Here is a 16,146-nt window from a genome sequence, read left to right as displayed (position 1 = left end):
GGTTTATCATGACAAAATTATATGGAAGCTTGGAAGCGGGCGGTACAAAGTTTGTTTGTGCTGTCGGTGATGAAAACTTTAACGTTGTGGAAAAAACACAATTTCCAACAACAACTCCAATCGAAACAATCGATAAAACCATCGAGTTCTTCTCAAAATTCGATAACCTTGCTGGTCTTGCAGTTGGTTCATTTGGTCCGATTGATATTGATAAAAACTCAAAAACTTATGGCTTTATCACGACGACTCCAAAACCAAACTGGGCAAATGTGGACTTGCTTGGTGCCCTTCGTCGCGCTCTAAACGTGCCAATGTACTTCACTACAGACGTAAACAGCTCTGCTTATGGTGAAGTGGTTGCCCGTAACAATGCTGGTGGCCGTATCGAAAACTTGGTTTATTACACAATCGGTACAGGTATCGGTGCAGGTGTCATCCAACGTGGCGAGTTTATCGGTGGTGTGGGTCACCCTGAGATGGGTCACTACTATGTGGCTAGACACCCAATGGATATTGAAAAAGAGTTTAAGGGCGTTTGTCCTTTCCATAAGGGATGTTTGGAAGGCTATGCAGCTGGTCCAAGTTTGGAAGCTCGTACAGGTGTTCGTGGGGAAAATATTGAACTCAATAACCCTGTTTGGGATGTTCAAGCCTACTATATCGCTCAAGCTGCGGTTAATGCGACAGTGACTTTCCGCCCAGACGTGATTGTCTTTGGTGGAGGAGTCATGGCTCAACAACACATGCTGGATCGTGTCCGTGAGAAATTTACATCTCTTCTCAATGGTTACCTACCAGTACCAGATGTGCGTGAATACATCGTGACACCAGCAGTCGCAGGAAATGGTTCTGCTACACTTGGGAACTTTGTTCTTGCAAAAGAAGTTTCAAAATAAAGCACAAAATCCGCTTGGGAAACCAAACGGATTTTTTACATGTCAAAGCATTTGCCAGAAAAAGTCGATAATATAGGTCAGACCGTAGGTATAAACCACGAGAGTAAAGGGCTTGGTCAGAATGATGATGGTCATATAGCGCTTGAAGCTCATCTTGGTCAAGGCAGCCAGCATACAGAGAAAGTCAGCTGGACTAATGGGCCAAATCATCATAAAGATAAAGAAACGGTCAAAACGATTGCCCTTATCCAACCAACCGATATACTTGTCATAGGTGCGCTTGCTGACGACAGACTGGACAAAGGCAGCTCCGTAGAGGCGCACCAGATAAAAGATAATGGCACAGCCAATCACGATGCCGATATAGTTGTAGATAGTCCCGATGATGTGACCATAGATAAAGACCCCAGCCACCGAGGTCAAGGCTCCTGGAATGATAGGGACGACCGTTTGTAAAATCTGTAAAAAAATAAAGAGAGGTGGCCCCCAGATACCTGCCTGCTGGATAAAGGCAGAGAGGGTTTCCTTAGACTGTAAAATCCCAGCCTGATAAGCCCAAATACAGAAAATCAAACTTCCAACTCCACCGACAATCGATGAGATATTGATAACTTGCTGCAGAAGGGGAGAAACAGCTTTCATTTGTTTATCCTGTGACATGTAAACTCCTCATAGATAGTATAACTCTACTATACCATATTTTGGAGGAGAAAGGGGGAAAGGATTGTTTTGGGATTAGAGGGAATTTCAAGAATTTAAACCTAATTTTATTCCAATTATAAAATTTAAGAACGGGTTTCATGATATAATGTGTATAAGTAAATTGATGTTGGAGAAAATAAATGAAATCAACAATAGAGAAAATTAATAAATTTCGAGATGATCGGGATTGGAGAAAATTTCACAATGAAAAAGATTTAGCTATTTCTATCTTGCTGGAATCTAGTGAACTTCTAGAATTGTTCCAATGGAAGCAGCCTGAAGAAGTTACAACAAATTCTCTTGAAAGAATTAAAGAAGAACTAGCAGATGTGCTAATATATTCAATGATGTTAGCTGATAATTTACAACTGGATATAGAACAGATTATTGAAGAAAAATTAGAAAAAAATAAAGCGAAATATCCTGTTAAATTAAGCAAGGGGAATAATAGAAAATATACTGAATTATAGTGTTGAGTAACTGATATGAGTAAAATATTGAAACCAGTAATTGAAGAAGTAAAATATGAAAGTGGTTCATTAGACACTTTACAGGAAACTTTAAAAATCAGTTTTCGTGATGAAAACAAGATGCTATTGTTTGAGTATCCGACTATATATATTGTAAATGATAAAAATTCTGATGGATATAGTGTTTATGTAGGTGAAACAACAGATATTGTACGTCGTACAAATCAACATTTAGGTGAAATTAGAGAAGATTGGACTAAATTTTCAAAATCAAATACTACTAAAATGTTTGTTATAGGTCATCATCACTTTAATAAGTCTTTGACACTAGATATTGAGAATAGACTAATGTTGTATTTATTAAGTGTTGATAATGTTTCAAATGTTCAAAACAGACGAGGGAATCCTCAAAATAAATATTATACTTCTGATGAGCTTGATGAGATTTTTACCAAAATTTGGAGTTCGTTAAATAAGAAAAATAAGTATTTATTTCCAGCAGAAAGTATTGTTAGAAATTCTGCAATTTTTAAATCTTCCCCATTTCATAAATTAACCAATGAGCAATTAAAAGCGAAAAATGAAATCATTTTTAAAATTACATCAGCACTTAGTAAGAACGAGTTTGGAACTTTAATCTTGGTTAAAGGAGAAGCTGGTGCTGGTAAAACTGTTTTGATGAGTTCTTTAATCGATGATCTATTAAATTCTGATGACACGGATTTCCTAAGAGAAAATAATGCAATTAATTTGGTTGTTAATCATGATGATCAATTGAGTGTCTATAAAGAAATAGAGAAAAAACTTGAATGGAAGAGTGGTTCAACTATTGATGTTGCTATGAAACCAACTCAGTTTTTAAACGCACTAAAAAAGCAAAATGCTAATGCTGGTATAGTTGTTATTGACGAAGGACACTTACTTTTGACTGCAAAAAATCAAGCTTATCAAGGTGGTAATCATTTAAAGGATATACTATCAAAATCGAAAGTAGTAGTTTTAGTGTACGATGATAATCAAATAATGAGTAAATCTCAAATATGGGTAGATGATTCATTTTTGACTTTACAGCATCAAGCGAGGCTGTCTGGCAATTTAATTGAATTAAATAATCAAATGCGTATAAAAGCTAGTGAATCAACAATTAGTTGGATTAGAAATATTATTGATAAAAGAGAAATTACCAAATTAAAAGAAGATAATAACTATGATATCCAGATATTTAATTCTCCCAAGGAATTACAGGATGCTATTAAATTAAAAGATGAGAATCGTCATTTAGGGATTTCTAGGTTAATAGCAACTTATGATTGGGAATATAGTAGTCAATCTAAACCTGAATCTAAAGATTATTGGTGTGTGGAAATAGATGACTGGTCTTGTCCTTGGAATAGAGAATTGAGTAGGGATAGGAAAAACTCTAAACTTTCTTGGATTGAACAACCACAAACTATTGGTGAAGTAGGATCCACTTTTACTGTGCAAGGTTTTGATTTGAATTATGCTGGAGTCATTATTGGTCCATCGGTTAAATATAGAGATGGTAAAATTATGTTTGATATCTCTGCTAGTAAAAATAAAGGAGCAGTTCAAAATAGGAAACTCGAAAATGGTGAAATGAAAAATTTTGGTGAAGATCTTTTAAAAAATGAATTAAATGTTTTACTTACAAGAGGAGTAAATGGACTCTATATCTACGCAGTAGATGAAGAACTTCAAGCGGCTTTAAAAAAGGCAATTTTATAAGATTATAAAGTAGGAATAGATATTTCTGAATCCAAACATGGTATAATGTCAATTATGAATAACAACCAACGTGCCCTTTGCCAGCAACTCTGGGCGATAAACAAATACCTCGTTTTGAGCCATTCCAGCAATATTTACAATGAGATTCGTCAGTATCTCAAGAATGAAGAGGTGGAGGTGAGTCATGTTCAGGAGATGATTGACCGTGCCTGCCAGATTCCAGAGCACAGGGGTCAGGTCAGCAATGCCTTTCAGCATATTTGGGGCTATTTTAAAAAGAAAGCGACAGATGCTGAGCGCAAGGACTACATGCTCTTACTGGATCGCTACCGCTTTGGTCAGACTTCTAAAGAAGACTTGATTTCTAAGACTAGAGAGTTGCTTGATCGCTATCCAAATATCTACTTGCAACATTCGACTTTATTGAAAGGAGATTGTCATGAGACTTTGGCATGAGGCTTTGATTTCACAGCTTCCTCGTCCTCAACTCTTGGGGCAACATCGAGAGTGCTGTGCCCTCCGTGGCAATGGCTGGGGCAGAAAGCATGCGACGGTGGACTATGTCTTTACCCACTCGCCTTATCGTCTCTTTGCCTATCATCGCTTGATCATGGAGGAGATGGCTGACCGTGGCTACAATGTCAGTCTAGAGTGGTTGGACAAGAACTACCGTGGTAAGACTTGCCCTTCTTATCAAGACTTAGCAGAGGAGAAGCTAGGCAAGCCCATCTATAGTGAGCATGATGCAGGATACTATGAGGAGTGTCTGGATAATCTCCGAGAGAAGGGGATTGACTTATAGTCTTTTCTAATAATAAGTCATAGTCACTTATAAGAATTACTAATAACGCGTTTGAAGAGCCTAACTGCAATAGAGCTATAAAACAAGCTACACAAAGGATTTGAGGTATTTGTCTCAGGTCTTTTTCTTTTGTTTAAAATAGAGATATAGTTTAAAACTATATCAAAGCCTAATTTTTTACAATTATACAGACGCTTTCTTTTCTGTTAAGATAGTTTCAACAACAAATTTTGGAGGACACATCATGTCAACTACAATCATCGGTTTCCCTCGTTTGGGCGAATTCCGCGAATTAAAATTTACAACTGAAAAATACTTTAGAAAAGAAATCTCAGAAGAAGAACTACTTGCAGCCGCAAAAGACTTGCGTGCTAAACACTGGAACATTGTCAAAGAAAAAGGCATCACTGAAATTCCATCAAATGACTTTTCTCACTATGACAACTTCCTAGATGCAGCTTTCCTTTTCAACGTGGTACCTGCTTCAGTTCAAAACTTGGACTTGTCTGATCTTGAGCGCTACTTCGCTTTGGGTCGTGGTTACCAAGGAGAAAAAGGAGACGTTCGCGCTCTTCCAATGAAGAAATGGTTCAACACCAACTACCACTACATCGTTCCTAAATTTGAAAAAGACACTCAAGTCAAACTTGCAGGTCACAAAATCTTTGATGAGTTCCAAGAAGCAAAAGAACTTGGATTGAACACTCGTCCTGTCCTTGTAGGTCCATTCACTTTCCTTCAATTGTCAGACTTTGAAGAAGGCGTGAAAGCAGAAGACTTCGTAGATAGCTTAGTGGCTGCTTACCAAGAAGTTTTTGCTAAATTGGCAGAACTTGGTGCGACTCGTATCCAATTGGATGAAGCTGCTCTTGTAAAAGACTTGACAGTTGAAGAAAAAGCTCTCTTCTTGAACCTCTACAACAAACTCTTGGCTGACAAAAAAGGTCTTGAAGTCTTGCTTCAAACTTACTTCGGAGACGTTCGTGACGTTTACGCTGACCTTGTAAACTTGCCAGTAGATGCTATCGGTCTTGACTTCGTTGAAGGTAAGAAAACTCTTGAACTCGTTAAAGGTGGCTTCCCGGCTGACAAGACTCTTTATGCAGGTATTGTCAATGGTAAAAACATCTGGCGCAACAACTACGAAAAGAGCTTGGCTGTTCTTGAGCAAATCCCAGCTGAAAACATTGTCTTGACAAGCTCATGCTCACTTCTTCATGTGCCATTTACAACTGCTAATGAAGAATTTGAACCAGCAATCTTGAACCACTTTGCTTTCGCAGTTGAAAAATTGGATGAAATCCGTGATTTGGATGCTATCCGCAATGGTCAAGGTGAAGAAGCACTTGCAGCCAACAAAGAACTCTTTGCGACTGAGCGTGTTGGTGAAAATGCGGAACTTCGTGCGCGTATCGCTGGCTTGACAGACGCAGATTACACTCGTTTGCCAGCCTTTGCAGAACGTGAAGCTATCCAAGAAGAAGCTTTCAAACTTCCAGCTCTTCCAACAACAACGATCGGTTCATTCCCTCAAACAAAAGAAGTTCGTGCTAAACGTTTGGCTTACCGTAAAGGTGAATTGTCTCAAGAAGAGTACGATGCTTTCCTTGCTGAAACGATTGATGAATGGATCAAATGGCAAGAAGATATCGACTTTGATGTCCTTGTTCACGGTGAATTTGAGCGTAATGACATGGTTGAGTACTTCGGTCAAAACTTGTCAGGTTACCTCTTCTCTAAAAATGGTTGGGTTCAATCATACGGTATGCGTGGGGTTAAACCACCAATCATCTGGGGTGATGTCACTCGTCTTAACCCAATCACTGTTAAATGGTCTAGCTATGCACAAAGCCGTACAAACAAACCTGTTAAAGGTATGTTGACTGGACCTGTTACCATTCTCAACTGGTCATTCCCACGTGAAGACATCTCTATCAAGGATTCAACTCTTCAAATCGCCCTTGCTATCAAGGATGAGGTGCTTGACCTTGAAGCTGCTGGTGTGAAAATCATCCAAATCGACGAGGCTGCTCTTCGTGAGAAATTGCCGCTCCGTCGTAGCGACTGGTACGAAGACTACCTTGATTGGGCAATTCCTGCCTTCCGCTTGGTACACTCAACAGTAGCGCCAGACACACAAATCCACACTCACATGTGTTACTCAGAATTTACAGATATCATCCCAGCTATCGATAACTTGGATGCGGACGTTATCTCATTTGAGGCTAGCCGTTCAAACCTTGAAATCTTGGACGAACTCAAAGCGAAAAACTTCCAAACAGAAGTAGGACCTGGGGTTTACGATATCCACTCACCTCGTGTGCCAAATGAAGGCGAAATCGACAATACAATCGAAGCCATCCTTGCTAAAGTGCCAAGCAAGAAAGTTTGGATCAACCCTGACTGTGGTTTGAAAACACGTGGTATTCCAGAAACAAAAGAAAGCTTGATCCGCCTTGTTGAAGCAGCTAAAGCTGCGCGTGAGAAATTGTAAGATAAGGATTTCTCAAGAAGCGCTGTTTGGTCAATCTGCCTGTTTCACTTGGATTCTAGGAATCCAGCTAACGAAAAAATCAACTAGAAAAGGATAATGACTATGTCACGCCAAACACCGTCACTCTCATTTGAAGTGTTCCCTCCAAACCCAGCCGTGGGTAATGATAACATTATTTCTGCTCTTCAAGATATGCAGGAGTTGGCTCCTCACTTTATCAGTGTAACTGCCAGCAATAATAAATTTAATATCAAGGAAACGACGGTTCGTTTGGCTGACTTTATCCAAAATGACTTGGCGATTCCGACTATTGCTCACTTGCCAGCTATCTATCTGACTAAGGACAAGGTTGCTGAAACCATTGCGGACTTGGACAAGGTTGGGGTACAGAAAATCTTGGCTCTTCGCGGGGATATTATTCCAGATGTGGAACCACAAAAGGATTTCCGCTACGCAACTGACTTGATTGAGTTCATCAAGGAACAAGCCCCTCACTTTGATATTGTTGGTGCTTGTTATCCAGAAGGCCATCCAGATTCACCAAATCAGATTTCAGATATTCAAAATCTTAAGAAGAAAGTGGATGCAGGCTGTTCGAGCCTCGTGACTCAGCTTTTCTTTGACAATGAGCGCTTCTATGATTTCCAAGACAAGTGCATCTTGGCTGGGATTGATGTTCCCATTCATGCAGGGATTATGCCAATTCTGAATCGAAATCAGGCTCTCCGCCTCTTGAAGACTTGTGAGAATATCCATCTTCCACGCAAATTTAAAGCCATCTTAGACAAGTATGAGCATGACCCTGAGTCGCTCAGAGCAGCAGGACTTGCCTATGCAGTGGACCAAATCGTGGACTTGGTAACTCAGGATGTGGCTGGTGTGCATCTCTATACGATGAACAATGCAGAAACAGCAAAATACATCCACCAAGCAACACATGCCTTGTTTAATCACCAGTCTCTAGGATAATAAAAAGCAAACCATTCTTCTCAGGTGAGGGGAATGGTTCCTTTTTAATGGTAAAGACCGCACTTTTTAAGAAAAATATGATAAAATAGACTCTGTACGTACTTGATACAAAGATGAGGGTATAAACAGATTTTTAACTATTCAAATCTGCTATAAAAAGGAAAAATACTAAAGAATAATATTTTTAAACTTTTCAAAGTATCTAAATAGTTGAACACGGGCTAAATCCCTAGTGAAAAAGATAGATTTCCTGGTGTGCATCGCACACTGCGTCAATCTCCTATTTTCATACGGGATTCTTTACGCCCTTTGTATCCTGATTTTTGTAGGCAAGGCGTATAATTTCATCAATCCAAAGGGGATTAAAATGACAAAACAAGTGTTTCAAACGACTTTTGCGGGTCGTGAGTTAATTGTAGAGACTGGTCAGGTTGCTAAGCAGGCAAATGGCTCTGTTGTTGTACGTTATGGTGAGTCAACTGTCTTGACTGCGGCCGTTATGTCTAAGAAAATGGCAACTGGGGATTTCTTCCCACTCCAAGTCAACTACGAAGAAAAAATGTATGCGGCTGGGAAATTTCCTGGTGGCTTTATGAAGCGTGAAGGACGTCCTTCAACGGATGCGACTTTGACAGCGCGTTTGATTGACCGTCCAATCCGTCCAATGTTTGCGGAAGGTTTCCGTAACGAAGTCCAAGTCATCAACACCGTTCTTTCTTATGATGAAAATGCTTCTGCACCAATGGCTGCTATGTTTGGTTCATCCTTGGCACTTTCCATTTCAGATATTCCATTTGACGGTCCAATTGCTGGGGTGCAAGTGGGCTATGTAGATGGTCAAATCATCATTAACCCAAGTCAAGAACAAGCAGAGCAATCTCTCCTTGAATTGACAGTAGCTGGTACCAAACACGCCATCAACATGGTAGAGTCTGGTGCTAAAGAATTGTCAGAAGAAATCATGCTGGAAGCTCTCCTTAAAGGGCACGAAGCAGTCAAAGAATTGATTGCTTTCCAAGAAGAAATCGTTGCGGCAGTCGGTAAAGAAAAAGCAGAAGTGGAATTACTTCATGTAGATGCTGATTTGCAGGCTGAAATCATCGCAGTCTACAACAGCGACCTCCAAAAAGCGGTTCAAGTAGAAGAAAAATTGGCCCGTGAAGCTGCAACTCAAGCAGTGAAAGATCAAGTCACAGCCGTTTACGAAGAAAAATATGCGGATCACGAAGAATTTGACCGTATCATGCGTGATGTGGCTGAAATCTTGGAACAAATGGAACACGCTGAAGTGCGCCGTTTGATCACAGAAGATAAGGTACGTCCTGATGGTCGTAAGGTCGATGAAATCCGTCCTTTGGATGCGGTTGTTGACTTCCTTCCTCGTGTGCACGGTTCTGGTCTCTTCACTCGTGGACAAACTCAAGCCCTTTCAGTCTTGACCTTGGCTCCGATGGGTGAAACTCAAATCATTGATGGTTTGGATCCAGAGTATAAGAAACGCTTTATGCACCACTATAACTTCCCACAATACTCTGTAGGGGAAACTGGACGCTACGGTGCGCCAGGTCGTCGTGAAATCGGTCACGGTGCTCTTGGTGAGCGTGCCCTTGCTCAAGTCTTGCCAAGTTTGGAAGAATTCCCATATGCTATCCGTTTGGTAGCTGAGGTCTTGGAATCAAACGGTTCTTCATCTCAGGCTTCTATCTGTGCTGGAACTCTTGCCCTTATGGCTGGTGGTGTGCCAATCAAGGCGCCAGTAGCAGGGATTGCCATGGGTCTCATCTCAGATGGAAACAACTACACAGTCTTGACAGATATCCAAGGTTTGGAAGACCACTTTGGTGACATGGACTTCAAGGTTGCAGGTACTCGTGACGGAATTACAGCCCTTCAAATGGATATCAAGATCCAAGGGATCACTGCAGAAATCTTGACTGAAGCCCTTGCCCAAGCCAAGAAAGCTCGTTTTGAAATCCTTGATGTGATTGAAGCAACCATTCCAGAAGTTCGTCCAGAATTGGCTCCAACTGCTCCAAAAATTGATACCATCAAGATTGATGTGGACAAGATTAAGATTGTCATCGGTAAGGGTGGAGAAACCATTGACAAGATTATCGCTGAAACAGGCGTTAAGATTGATATCGACGAAGAAGGAAATGTGTCTATCTACTCTAGCGACCAAGATGCTATTAACCGTGCTAAAGAAATTATTGCTGGTTTGGTCCGTGAAGCCAAAGTGGATGAAGTTTACCGTGCTAAAGTCGTTCGTATCGAGAAATTTGGTGCTTTTGTTAACCTCTTTGACAAGACAGATGCCCTCGTTCACATTTCTGAAATGGCATGGACGCGTACCAATAATGTCGAAGACTTGGTAGCAATCGGGGATGAAGTTGATGTTAAGGTTATCAAGATTGATGAAAAAGGACGTGTGGATGCTTCTATGAAAGCCCTTCTTCCTCGTCCTCCAAAACCTGAACGTGATGAAAAAGGCGAAAAGTCTGAGAGACCTCACCGCCCACGTCATCACAGGGATCACAAACCTAAGAAAGAATTTACAGAAACACCAAAAGATTCAGAATAAGAAAAGGAGAAATGTATGGGATGGTGGCGCGAAACCATTGATATCGTAAAAGAAAATGATCCAGCGGCCCGCACCACTTTGGAGGTTTTGCTGACTTATCCAGGTGTCAAGGCCTTGGCGGCCCACCGTCTCTCGCATTTTCTCTGGAAGCATGGCTTCAAACTCTTGGCTCGTATGCACAGTCAGTTCTGGCGCTTTTGGACTCAGATTGAGATTCATCCGGGTGCTCAGATTGATTCAGGTGTCTTTATCGACCATGGTTCTGGCTTGGTGATTGGAGAGACAGCGATCGTTGAGACGGGGGTTCTCCTCTATCATGGGGTGACTCTTGGGGGAACAGGGAAAGACTGTGGCAAACGCCATCCTACCGTTCGAAAGGGAGCTCTCATATCAGCCCATGCCCAAGTTATCGGACCTGTGGAAATCGGTGAAAATGCCAAGGTCGGTGCAGCAGCAGTTGTTGTAGCAGACGTACCTAGTGATGTGACGGTTGTCGGTATTCCGGCCAAGATTGTTCGTGTTCATGGAAAGAAGGATGAGCCGGTCATTCACGAAGTCGAAGAAAAACGAGAGTACTACGTCAATAAACTCGAGCAGGCTAAAGAAGCCAGTCATAGATCGTCTGGGTTGTAGAGGATACCTATATGATTCAAGCAAGAAACAAGTTAAGCCAAGAGGAGCTATCTGAGGCGAAAAAACTAATTAACTGTTGCCAAAACTATGACGGTACCTATCGTGATCCCTATCTCTCTAACATGCTTAATTTTGATCCAAACATGCCCGCCTTTTTCCTTTATTATGAAAAAGGCGAACTTGTTGGTTTATTAACTGTCTATGCAGATGACCAAGATGTGGAAGTGACGATACTGGTTCATCCAGATCATCGCCGTCAGGGAATTGCGCGTGCGTTGTTTACTAGTTTTGAGAGAGAAACAGCTTCTTTCTCTATTTGTTCAGTCACTTTTCAGACAGAGCGTGTTTTTCTAGACCGTCATCCTGATTTTATCAGCAACTGGGGCTTGGTCGAGGATGAAGAGACAGAAACTTGGTTAGGTAAGGATAGAAAACCTTATCCGTTAGCAAATGTTTCCAATCTTGAAGTTTTGTTAGCAGATAGTTCGTATCAGGATCAAATTAGTCAGTTGAAATTTCAGGCATTCTCAGAAGAGCATGAATCTAGAGAGATTGTGGATAGATATGTCGCTGAAGCTCTGAAGGATCCAGAAAGTCGCTTATATATTTTGTTAAAAGACGGTCAGGTTATTGGAACTTGCACGGTAGATTTATCGACTAATACGAATTACTTCTACGGGTTAGCAATATCGGAACCTGAACGTGGGAAAGGCTATGGAAGCTACTTAGCAAAATCCCTCGTCAACCAACTAATTGAGCAAAATGATAAGGAATTTCAGATTGCAGTGGAAGATAGCAATGTAGGTGCTAAACGTTTGTATGAAAAAATTGGCTTTGTCAAACAGACTCAGGTGGTTTATCTGAATGAGAAAGGAGCAAGGGATTCCGAAGTCTAGAGAGATTCGGACTGAAATTCAATTGAACTCTTAGTGATGAAACTAAGTGTTCTTTGATTTTGGTTTTCCTGACTATGATTTATGATTAAAATTTACGACACCATGTCTCGTGATTTGCGAGAATTTGTCCCGATTGAGGACGGCAAAGTCAAGATGTATGTTTGTGGGCCAACCGTGTATAACTATATCCACGTGGGGAATGCCCGTTCGACGGTGGCTTTTGATACCATTCGTCGTTATTTCGAATACCGTGGGTACGAGGTTGCCTATATTTCCAATTTTACGGATGTGGATGATAAGATTATCAACCGTGCCAAGGAAGAAGGTATCACGCCTCAGGAGGTTGCGGACAAGTACATCGCTGCCTTTCGTGAGGATGTGACGGCCTTGGGCGTCAAACCTGCGACCCGCCATCCGCGTGTGGTGGAGTTTATGGCTGACATCATCCGCTTTGTGGAAGATTTGATTGAAAAAGGCTTTGCCTACGAGAGTCAAGGAGATGTCTATTTCCGTGTGGAAAAATCTTACAACTATGCCAAATTGGCTAATAAAACCTTGGAAGATTTGGAGCTGGGTGCTTCAGGTCGTACCGATGAAGAAACAGCTCGTAAGGAAAATCCTGTGGACTTTGCCCTCTGGAAATCTGCCAAATCAGGCGAGATTTCTTGGGACAGTCCTTGGGGACCTGGTCGTCCGGGCTGGCACATCGAGTGTTCAGTCATGTCGACAGAGATTTTGGGCGACACCATTGATATTCACGGTGGTGGAGCTGACCTAGAGTTTCCTCACCATACCAATGAAATTGCCCAGTCAGAAGCCAAAACAGGCAAGACCTTTGCTAACTACTGGATGCACAATGGCTTTGTCAATATCGACAATGTCAAGATGTCTAAGTCCTTGGGTAACTTTATCACAGTGCACGATGCCCTTAAAACTCTTGATGGGCAAGTGCTTCGTTTCTTCTTTGCGACACAACATTACCGTAAGCCTATCAACTTTACGGAAAAGGCAGTGCGGGATGCAGAGACTAATCTCAAGTATCTAAAGAACACTTACGAACAACCATTTACAGGAAACGTGGATGCCCAAGACTTGCAAGCCTTTAAAGACAAGTTTATAGCAGCTATGGATGAGGATTTCAACGCTGCCAACGGTATCACAGTAGTCTTTGAAATGGCCAAATGGATCAATTCCGGCAACTATGACGCAAGTGTCAAGCAAGCTCTTGCGGATATGTTGGAAGTCTTTGGAATTGTCTTTGTTGAGGAAGTTTTGGACGCTGAGATCGAATCCTTGATTCAAAAACGCCAAGAAGCGCGTGCCAATCGTGACTTTACGACAGCGGACCAGATCCGTGACCAATTGGCTGCTCAAGGGATTAAGCTCCTTGACACCAAAGATGGAGTGAGGTGGACACGTGATTGATGTCAATCTCATTAACGGGATTGCGTTAGCTTTTGAGGGGGACGCGGTGTATTCTATGTATATTCGTCGTCACCTCATTCTAAAAGGTATGACCAAACCCAATAAACTTCACCAAGAAGCGACCAAGTATGTCTCAGCCAAGGCTCAGGCTCGCCTGATTTCTCTTATGTTGGAGGAGCAGGTCTTAACAGAAAAAGAAGAAGAGATCTACAAGAGAGGTCGAAATACCAATAGCCACACCAAGGCCAAAAATGCTGATGTGGTGACTTACCGTATGTCTACAGGTTTTGAAGCCGTGATGGGCTATCTCCATATGACTGAAAATCTGGAACGTCTTGAGAGTTTGATTTTATGGTGCATCCAAAAAGTGGAGGGCTAGGATATGATGGCAAAAGAACTACAAGACTGGTTTCCTGAGGCTCAGATTTCAGACCAACCAGTAGAGAAAGAGGGCTATCTCACTCTCCCTTTAGCTTCTCAGCAGTGGATTTTGCTGGAAGAAGCTGGGCTCAGCGAGCGTGAAAAGCAATTGGTTGCCCTTTTGACCCAGCAGGAGCAGGCTCGTTCGCTCAATCCTTGGTATTCTTATCTGATTGAGGGTAAGGGGCAAGCACCGCAAACTTTTAAAAAGATTCAGCTGGTCTATTGTCATCTTTCCTATTTTCAGCAGGAAAATCTAGCTTCTTGGCTGGATATGATGAGGACCCTTTTTCCTAACTGTCAGACAGTGCTTCAGGTTGGGGCTCAGGATTATGTTTTCGTGCTTCAACAAGATAAGTACACCTCTGTACGAGCTATTTTAAGCGATACGATTGAAGCGGTTGAGTATGATTTTGGACTGCGTCTATCTATCATGTTAGGACAGGTTTGGTCTCAGACGGGGCACCAAGCCCTATCCGATTTGATTAAAGCAGAGCGCGATTTGTTTAAGACTTGGTGGCGTCAGGGTCACCAAGGTGTTCATACTTTTTCTCAGCTCTATCTTTGGAGTATGGGAGAAAGACTCGTGGACTTGAAGGCAATCAAGGAATGCCTGCACCAGATGATTTTGGATCAAGATCAGATTCAGGAAATCATTCTCTCTCTTTGGGAAAATAGTGCTGTTCTCACTAAAACAGCCCAACAACTCTATCTGCACCGCAATTCTCTCCAATACAAGATTGATAAATGGGAAGAATTGACAGGGCTACAGTTGAAGGAATTGACAGATCTGACCTTGTGTTATCAATTGATTTTACCAGATATTCTCTAAAGTTTTGTGCAAGTTGCACAGAACTTTTTTATTTTTTTGGTCACCTTGCCATAGAAATGTAAAGCGTTTTCATCTATAATAAAACTATCAAAAGACAAAAGGAGTTCACCTCATGGTAGAATTGAATCTTAAAAATATTTACAAAAAATATCCAAACAGCGAACACTACTCAGTTGAAGACTTCAACTTGGACATCAAAGACAAAGAATTTATCGTTTTCGTAGGTCCTTCAGGATGTGGTAAATCAACTACTCTTCGTATGATTGCTGGTCTTGAAGATATTACAGAAGGTACTGCATCTATCGATGGCGTGGTTGTCAACGACGTAGCTCCAAAAGACCGTGACATCGCCATGGTATTCCAAAACTACGCTCTTTACCCACATATGACTGTTTATGATAACATGGCTTTCGGTTTGAAATTGCGTAAATACAGCAAGGAAGATATCGATAAACGTGTGCAAGAAGCAGCTGAAATTCTTGGATTGAAAGAATTTTTGGAACGTAAACCAGCTGACCTTTCAGGTGGTCAACGTCAACGTGTTGCCATGGGTCGTGCGATTGTCCGTGATGCAAAAGTATTCTTGATGGACGAACCTTTGTCAAACTTGGATGCCAAACTTCGTGTATCAATGCGTGCTGAAATCGCGAAAATCCACCGTCGTATCGGAGCTACAACTATCTACGTAACTCACGACCAAACAGAAGCGATGACACTTGCGGATCGTATCGTTATCATGTCAGCAACTAAGAACCCTGCTGGTACAGGTACTATCGGACGTGTTGAGCAAATCGGTACTCCTCAAGAAGTTTACAAAAACCCAGTTAACAAATTCGTAGCAGGATTCATCGGAAGCCCAGCTATGAACTTCATCAACGTGAAATTGGTTGGAAGCGAAATTATTTCAGACGGTTTCCGTTTGAAAGTTCCAGAAGGAGCATTGAAAGTTCTTCGTGAAAAAGGCTACGAAGGTAAAGAATTGATTTTCGGTATCCGTCCAGAAGACGTGAATGCAGAACCTGCTTTCCTTGAAACATTCCCAGAATCAGTTGTCAAAGCTACTATCTCTGTATCAGAATTGCTTGGTTCAGAATCTCACCTTTACTGCCAAGTTGGTAAAGATGAATTTGTTGCCAAAGTTGACGCTCGTGACTACTTGCAAACAGGTGCAACAGTTGAACTTGGATTTGACTTGAACAAAGCACACTTCTTTGATGTAGAAACTGAAAAAACAGTCTACTAAGCAAATGAAATATCAAAACACTGCTAGAGAAATTTGG

Annotated in this window: 15 protein-coding genes; 14 read left to right on the top strand and 1 reads right to left on the bottom strand. The window is 41.4% G+C overall.

Going from position 1 to position 16,146, the window contains the following annotated elements; genetic code table 11:
- The first annotated feature begins 8 nt into the window (after positions 1–8).
- Positions 9–896 (top strand): fructokinase ScrK, encoded by an 888-nt coding sequence (gene scrK / locus ACWPV5_RS06400; RefSeq protein WP_000164311.1) that lies wholly within the window; start codon positions 9–11, stop codon positions 894–896.
- Positions 897–938: 42 nt separating this feature from the next.
- Here the strand turns inward: scrK and ACWPV5_RS06395 are convergent, their stop codons facing one another.
- Positions 939–1,556: a TVP38/TMEM64 family protein gene (locus ACWPV5_RS06395; protein ID WP_000076168.1), complete on the bottom strand. Its 618-nt coding sequence runs from the start codon at positions 1,554–1,556 to the stop codon at positions 939–941.
- A 182-nt stretch (positions 1,557–1,738) separates the two neighbouring features.
- On the opposite strand from ACWPV5_RS06395, the gene ACWPV5_RS06390 reads away from it, so the two are divergent.
- From ACWPV5_RS06390 to ACWPV5_RS06330, 13 genes are all read left to right on the top strand, one after another.
- Positions 1,739–2,068 carry a MazG-like family protein gene (locus tag ACWPV5_RS06390; protein WP_023943615.1) on the top strand — a complete coding sequence of 110 codons (330 nt, stop codon included), beginning with the start codon at positions 1,739–1,741 and terminating at the stop codon, positions 2,066–2,068.
- A 15-nt stretch (positions 2,069–2,083) separates the two neighbouring features.
- Positions 2,084–3,814, top strand: a complete 1,731-nt coding sequence (locus ACWPV5_RS06385; RefSeq protein WP_060805888.1) for a DNA/RNA helicase domain-containing protein — start codon at positions 2,084–2,086, stop codon at positions 3,812–3,814.
- A 45-nt stretch (positions 3,815–3,859) separates the two neighbouring features.
- Positions 3,860–4,270 (top strand): YbgA family protein, encoded by a 411-nt coding sequence (locus ACWPV5_RS06380; protein WP_454382909.1) that lies wholly within the window; start codon positions 3,860–3,862, stop codon positions 4,268–4,270.
- Positions 4,254–4,616 carry a TIGR02328 family protein gene (locus tag ACWPV5_RS06375; RefSeq protein WP_454382907.1) on the top strand — a complete coding sequence of 121 codons (363 nt, stop codon included), beginning with the start codon at positions 4,254–4,256 and terminating at the stop codon, positions 4,614–4,616. Before ACWPV5_RS06380 ends, ACWPV5_RS06375 begins: the two co-directional genes overlap by 17 nt.
- A gap of 244 nt (positions 4,617–4,860) precedes the next feature.
- Positions 4,861–7,110, top strand: a complete 2,250-nt coding sequence (gene metE / locus ACWPV5_RS06370; RefSeq protein ID WP_454382905.1) for a 5-methyltetrahydropteroyltriglutamate--homocysteine S-methyltransferase — start codon at positions 4,861–4,863, stop codon at positions 7,108–7,110.
- 102 nt (positions 7,111–7,212) lie between these two features.
- The gene (gene metF / locus ACWPV5_RS06365; protein WP_000089967.1) at positions 7,213–8,079 is read left to right on the top strand and encodes a methylenetetrahydrofolate reductase [NAD(P)H]; all 867 of its coding nucleotides are present in this window, start codon (positions 7,213–7,215) and stop codon (positions 8,077–8,079) included.
- Between the two features lie 367 nt (positions 8,080–8,446).
- Entirely contained in the window at positions 8,447–10,660 is a 2,214-nt protein-coding gene (gene pnp, locus ACWPV5_RS06360) for a polyribonucleotide nucleotidyltransferase (RefSeq protein ID WP_077805446.1), read from the top strand.
- Positions 10,661–10,675: 15 nt separating this feature from the next.
- The gene (gene cysE / locus ACWPV5_RS06355; RefSeq protein ID WP_049516296.1) at positions 10,676–11,293 is read left to right on the top strand and encodes a serine O-acetyltransferase; all 618 of its coding nucleotides are present in this window, start codon (positions 10,676–10,678) and stop codon (positions 11,291–11,293) included.
- Between the two features lie 11 nt (positions 11,294–11,304).
- Positions 11,305–12,189: a GNAT family N-acetyltransferase gene (locus tag ACWPV5_RS06350; protein WP_060805884.1), complete on the top strand. Its 885-nt coding sequence runs from the start codon at positions 11,305–11,307 to the stop codon at positions 12,187–12,189.
- A gap of 81 nt (positions 12,190–12,270) precedes the next feature.
- Positions 12,271–13,614 carry a cysteine--tRNA ligase gene (cysS, locus tag ACWPV5_RS06345; protein ID WP_060805883.1) on the top strand — a complete coding sequence of 448 codons (1,344 nt, stop codon included), beginning with the start codon at positions 12,271–12,273 and terminating at the stop codon, positions 13,612–13,614.
- On the top strand, positions 13,607–13,993 hold the full coding sequence (locus ACWPV5_RS06340; RefSeq protein ID WP_045604720.1) for a Mini-ribonuclease 3: 387 nt from the start codon (positions 13,607–13,609) through the stop codon (positions 13,991–13,993). The genes cysS and ACWPV5_RS06340 overlap by 8 nt, the downstream gene beginning before the upstream one ends.
- Positions 13,994–13,996: 3 nt before the next feature.
- Positions 13,997–14,866: a helix-turn-helix domain-containing protein gene (locus ACWPV5_RS06335; RefSeq protein WP_060805882.1), complete on the top strand. Its 870-nt coding sequence runs from the start codon at positions 13,997–13,999 to the stop codon at positions 14,864–14,866.
- Between the two features lie 112 nt (positions 14,867–14,978).
- Entirely contained in the window at positions 14,979–16,109 is a 1,131-nt protein-coding gene (locus ACWPV5_RS06330; RefSeq protein ID WP_000229949.1) for an ABC transporter ATP-binding protein, read from the top strand.
- The last annotated feature ends 37 nt before the right edge of the window (positions 16,110–16,146 follow it).

The sequence above is a fragment of the Streptococcus sp. Marseille-Q7156 genome (assembly GCF_965119495.1).
The sequence above is the reverse complement of the archived record's forward strand: the minus strand, read 5'-3'. Positions and strand labels throughout refer to the sequence as shown.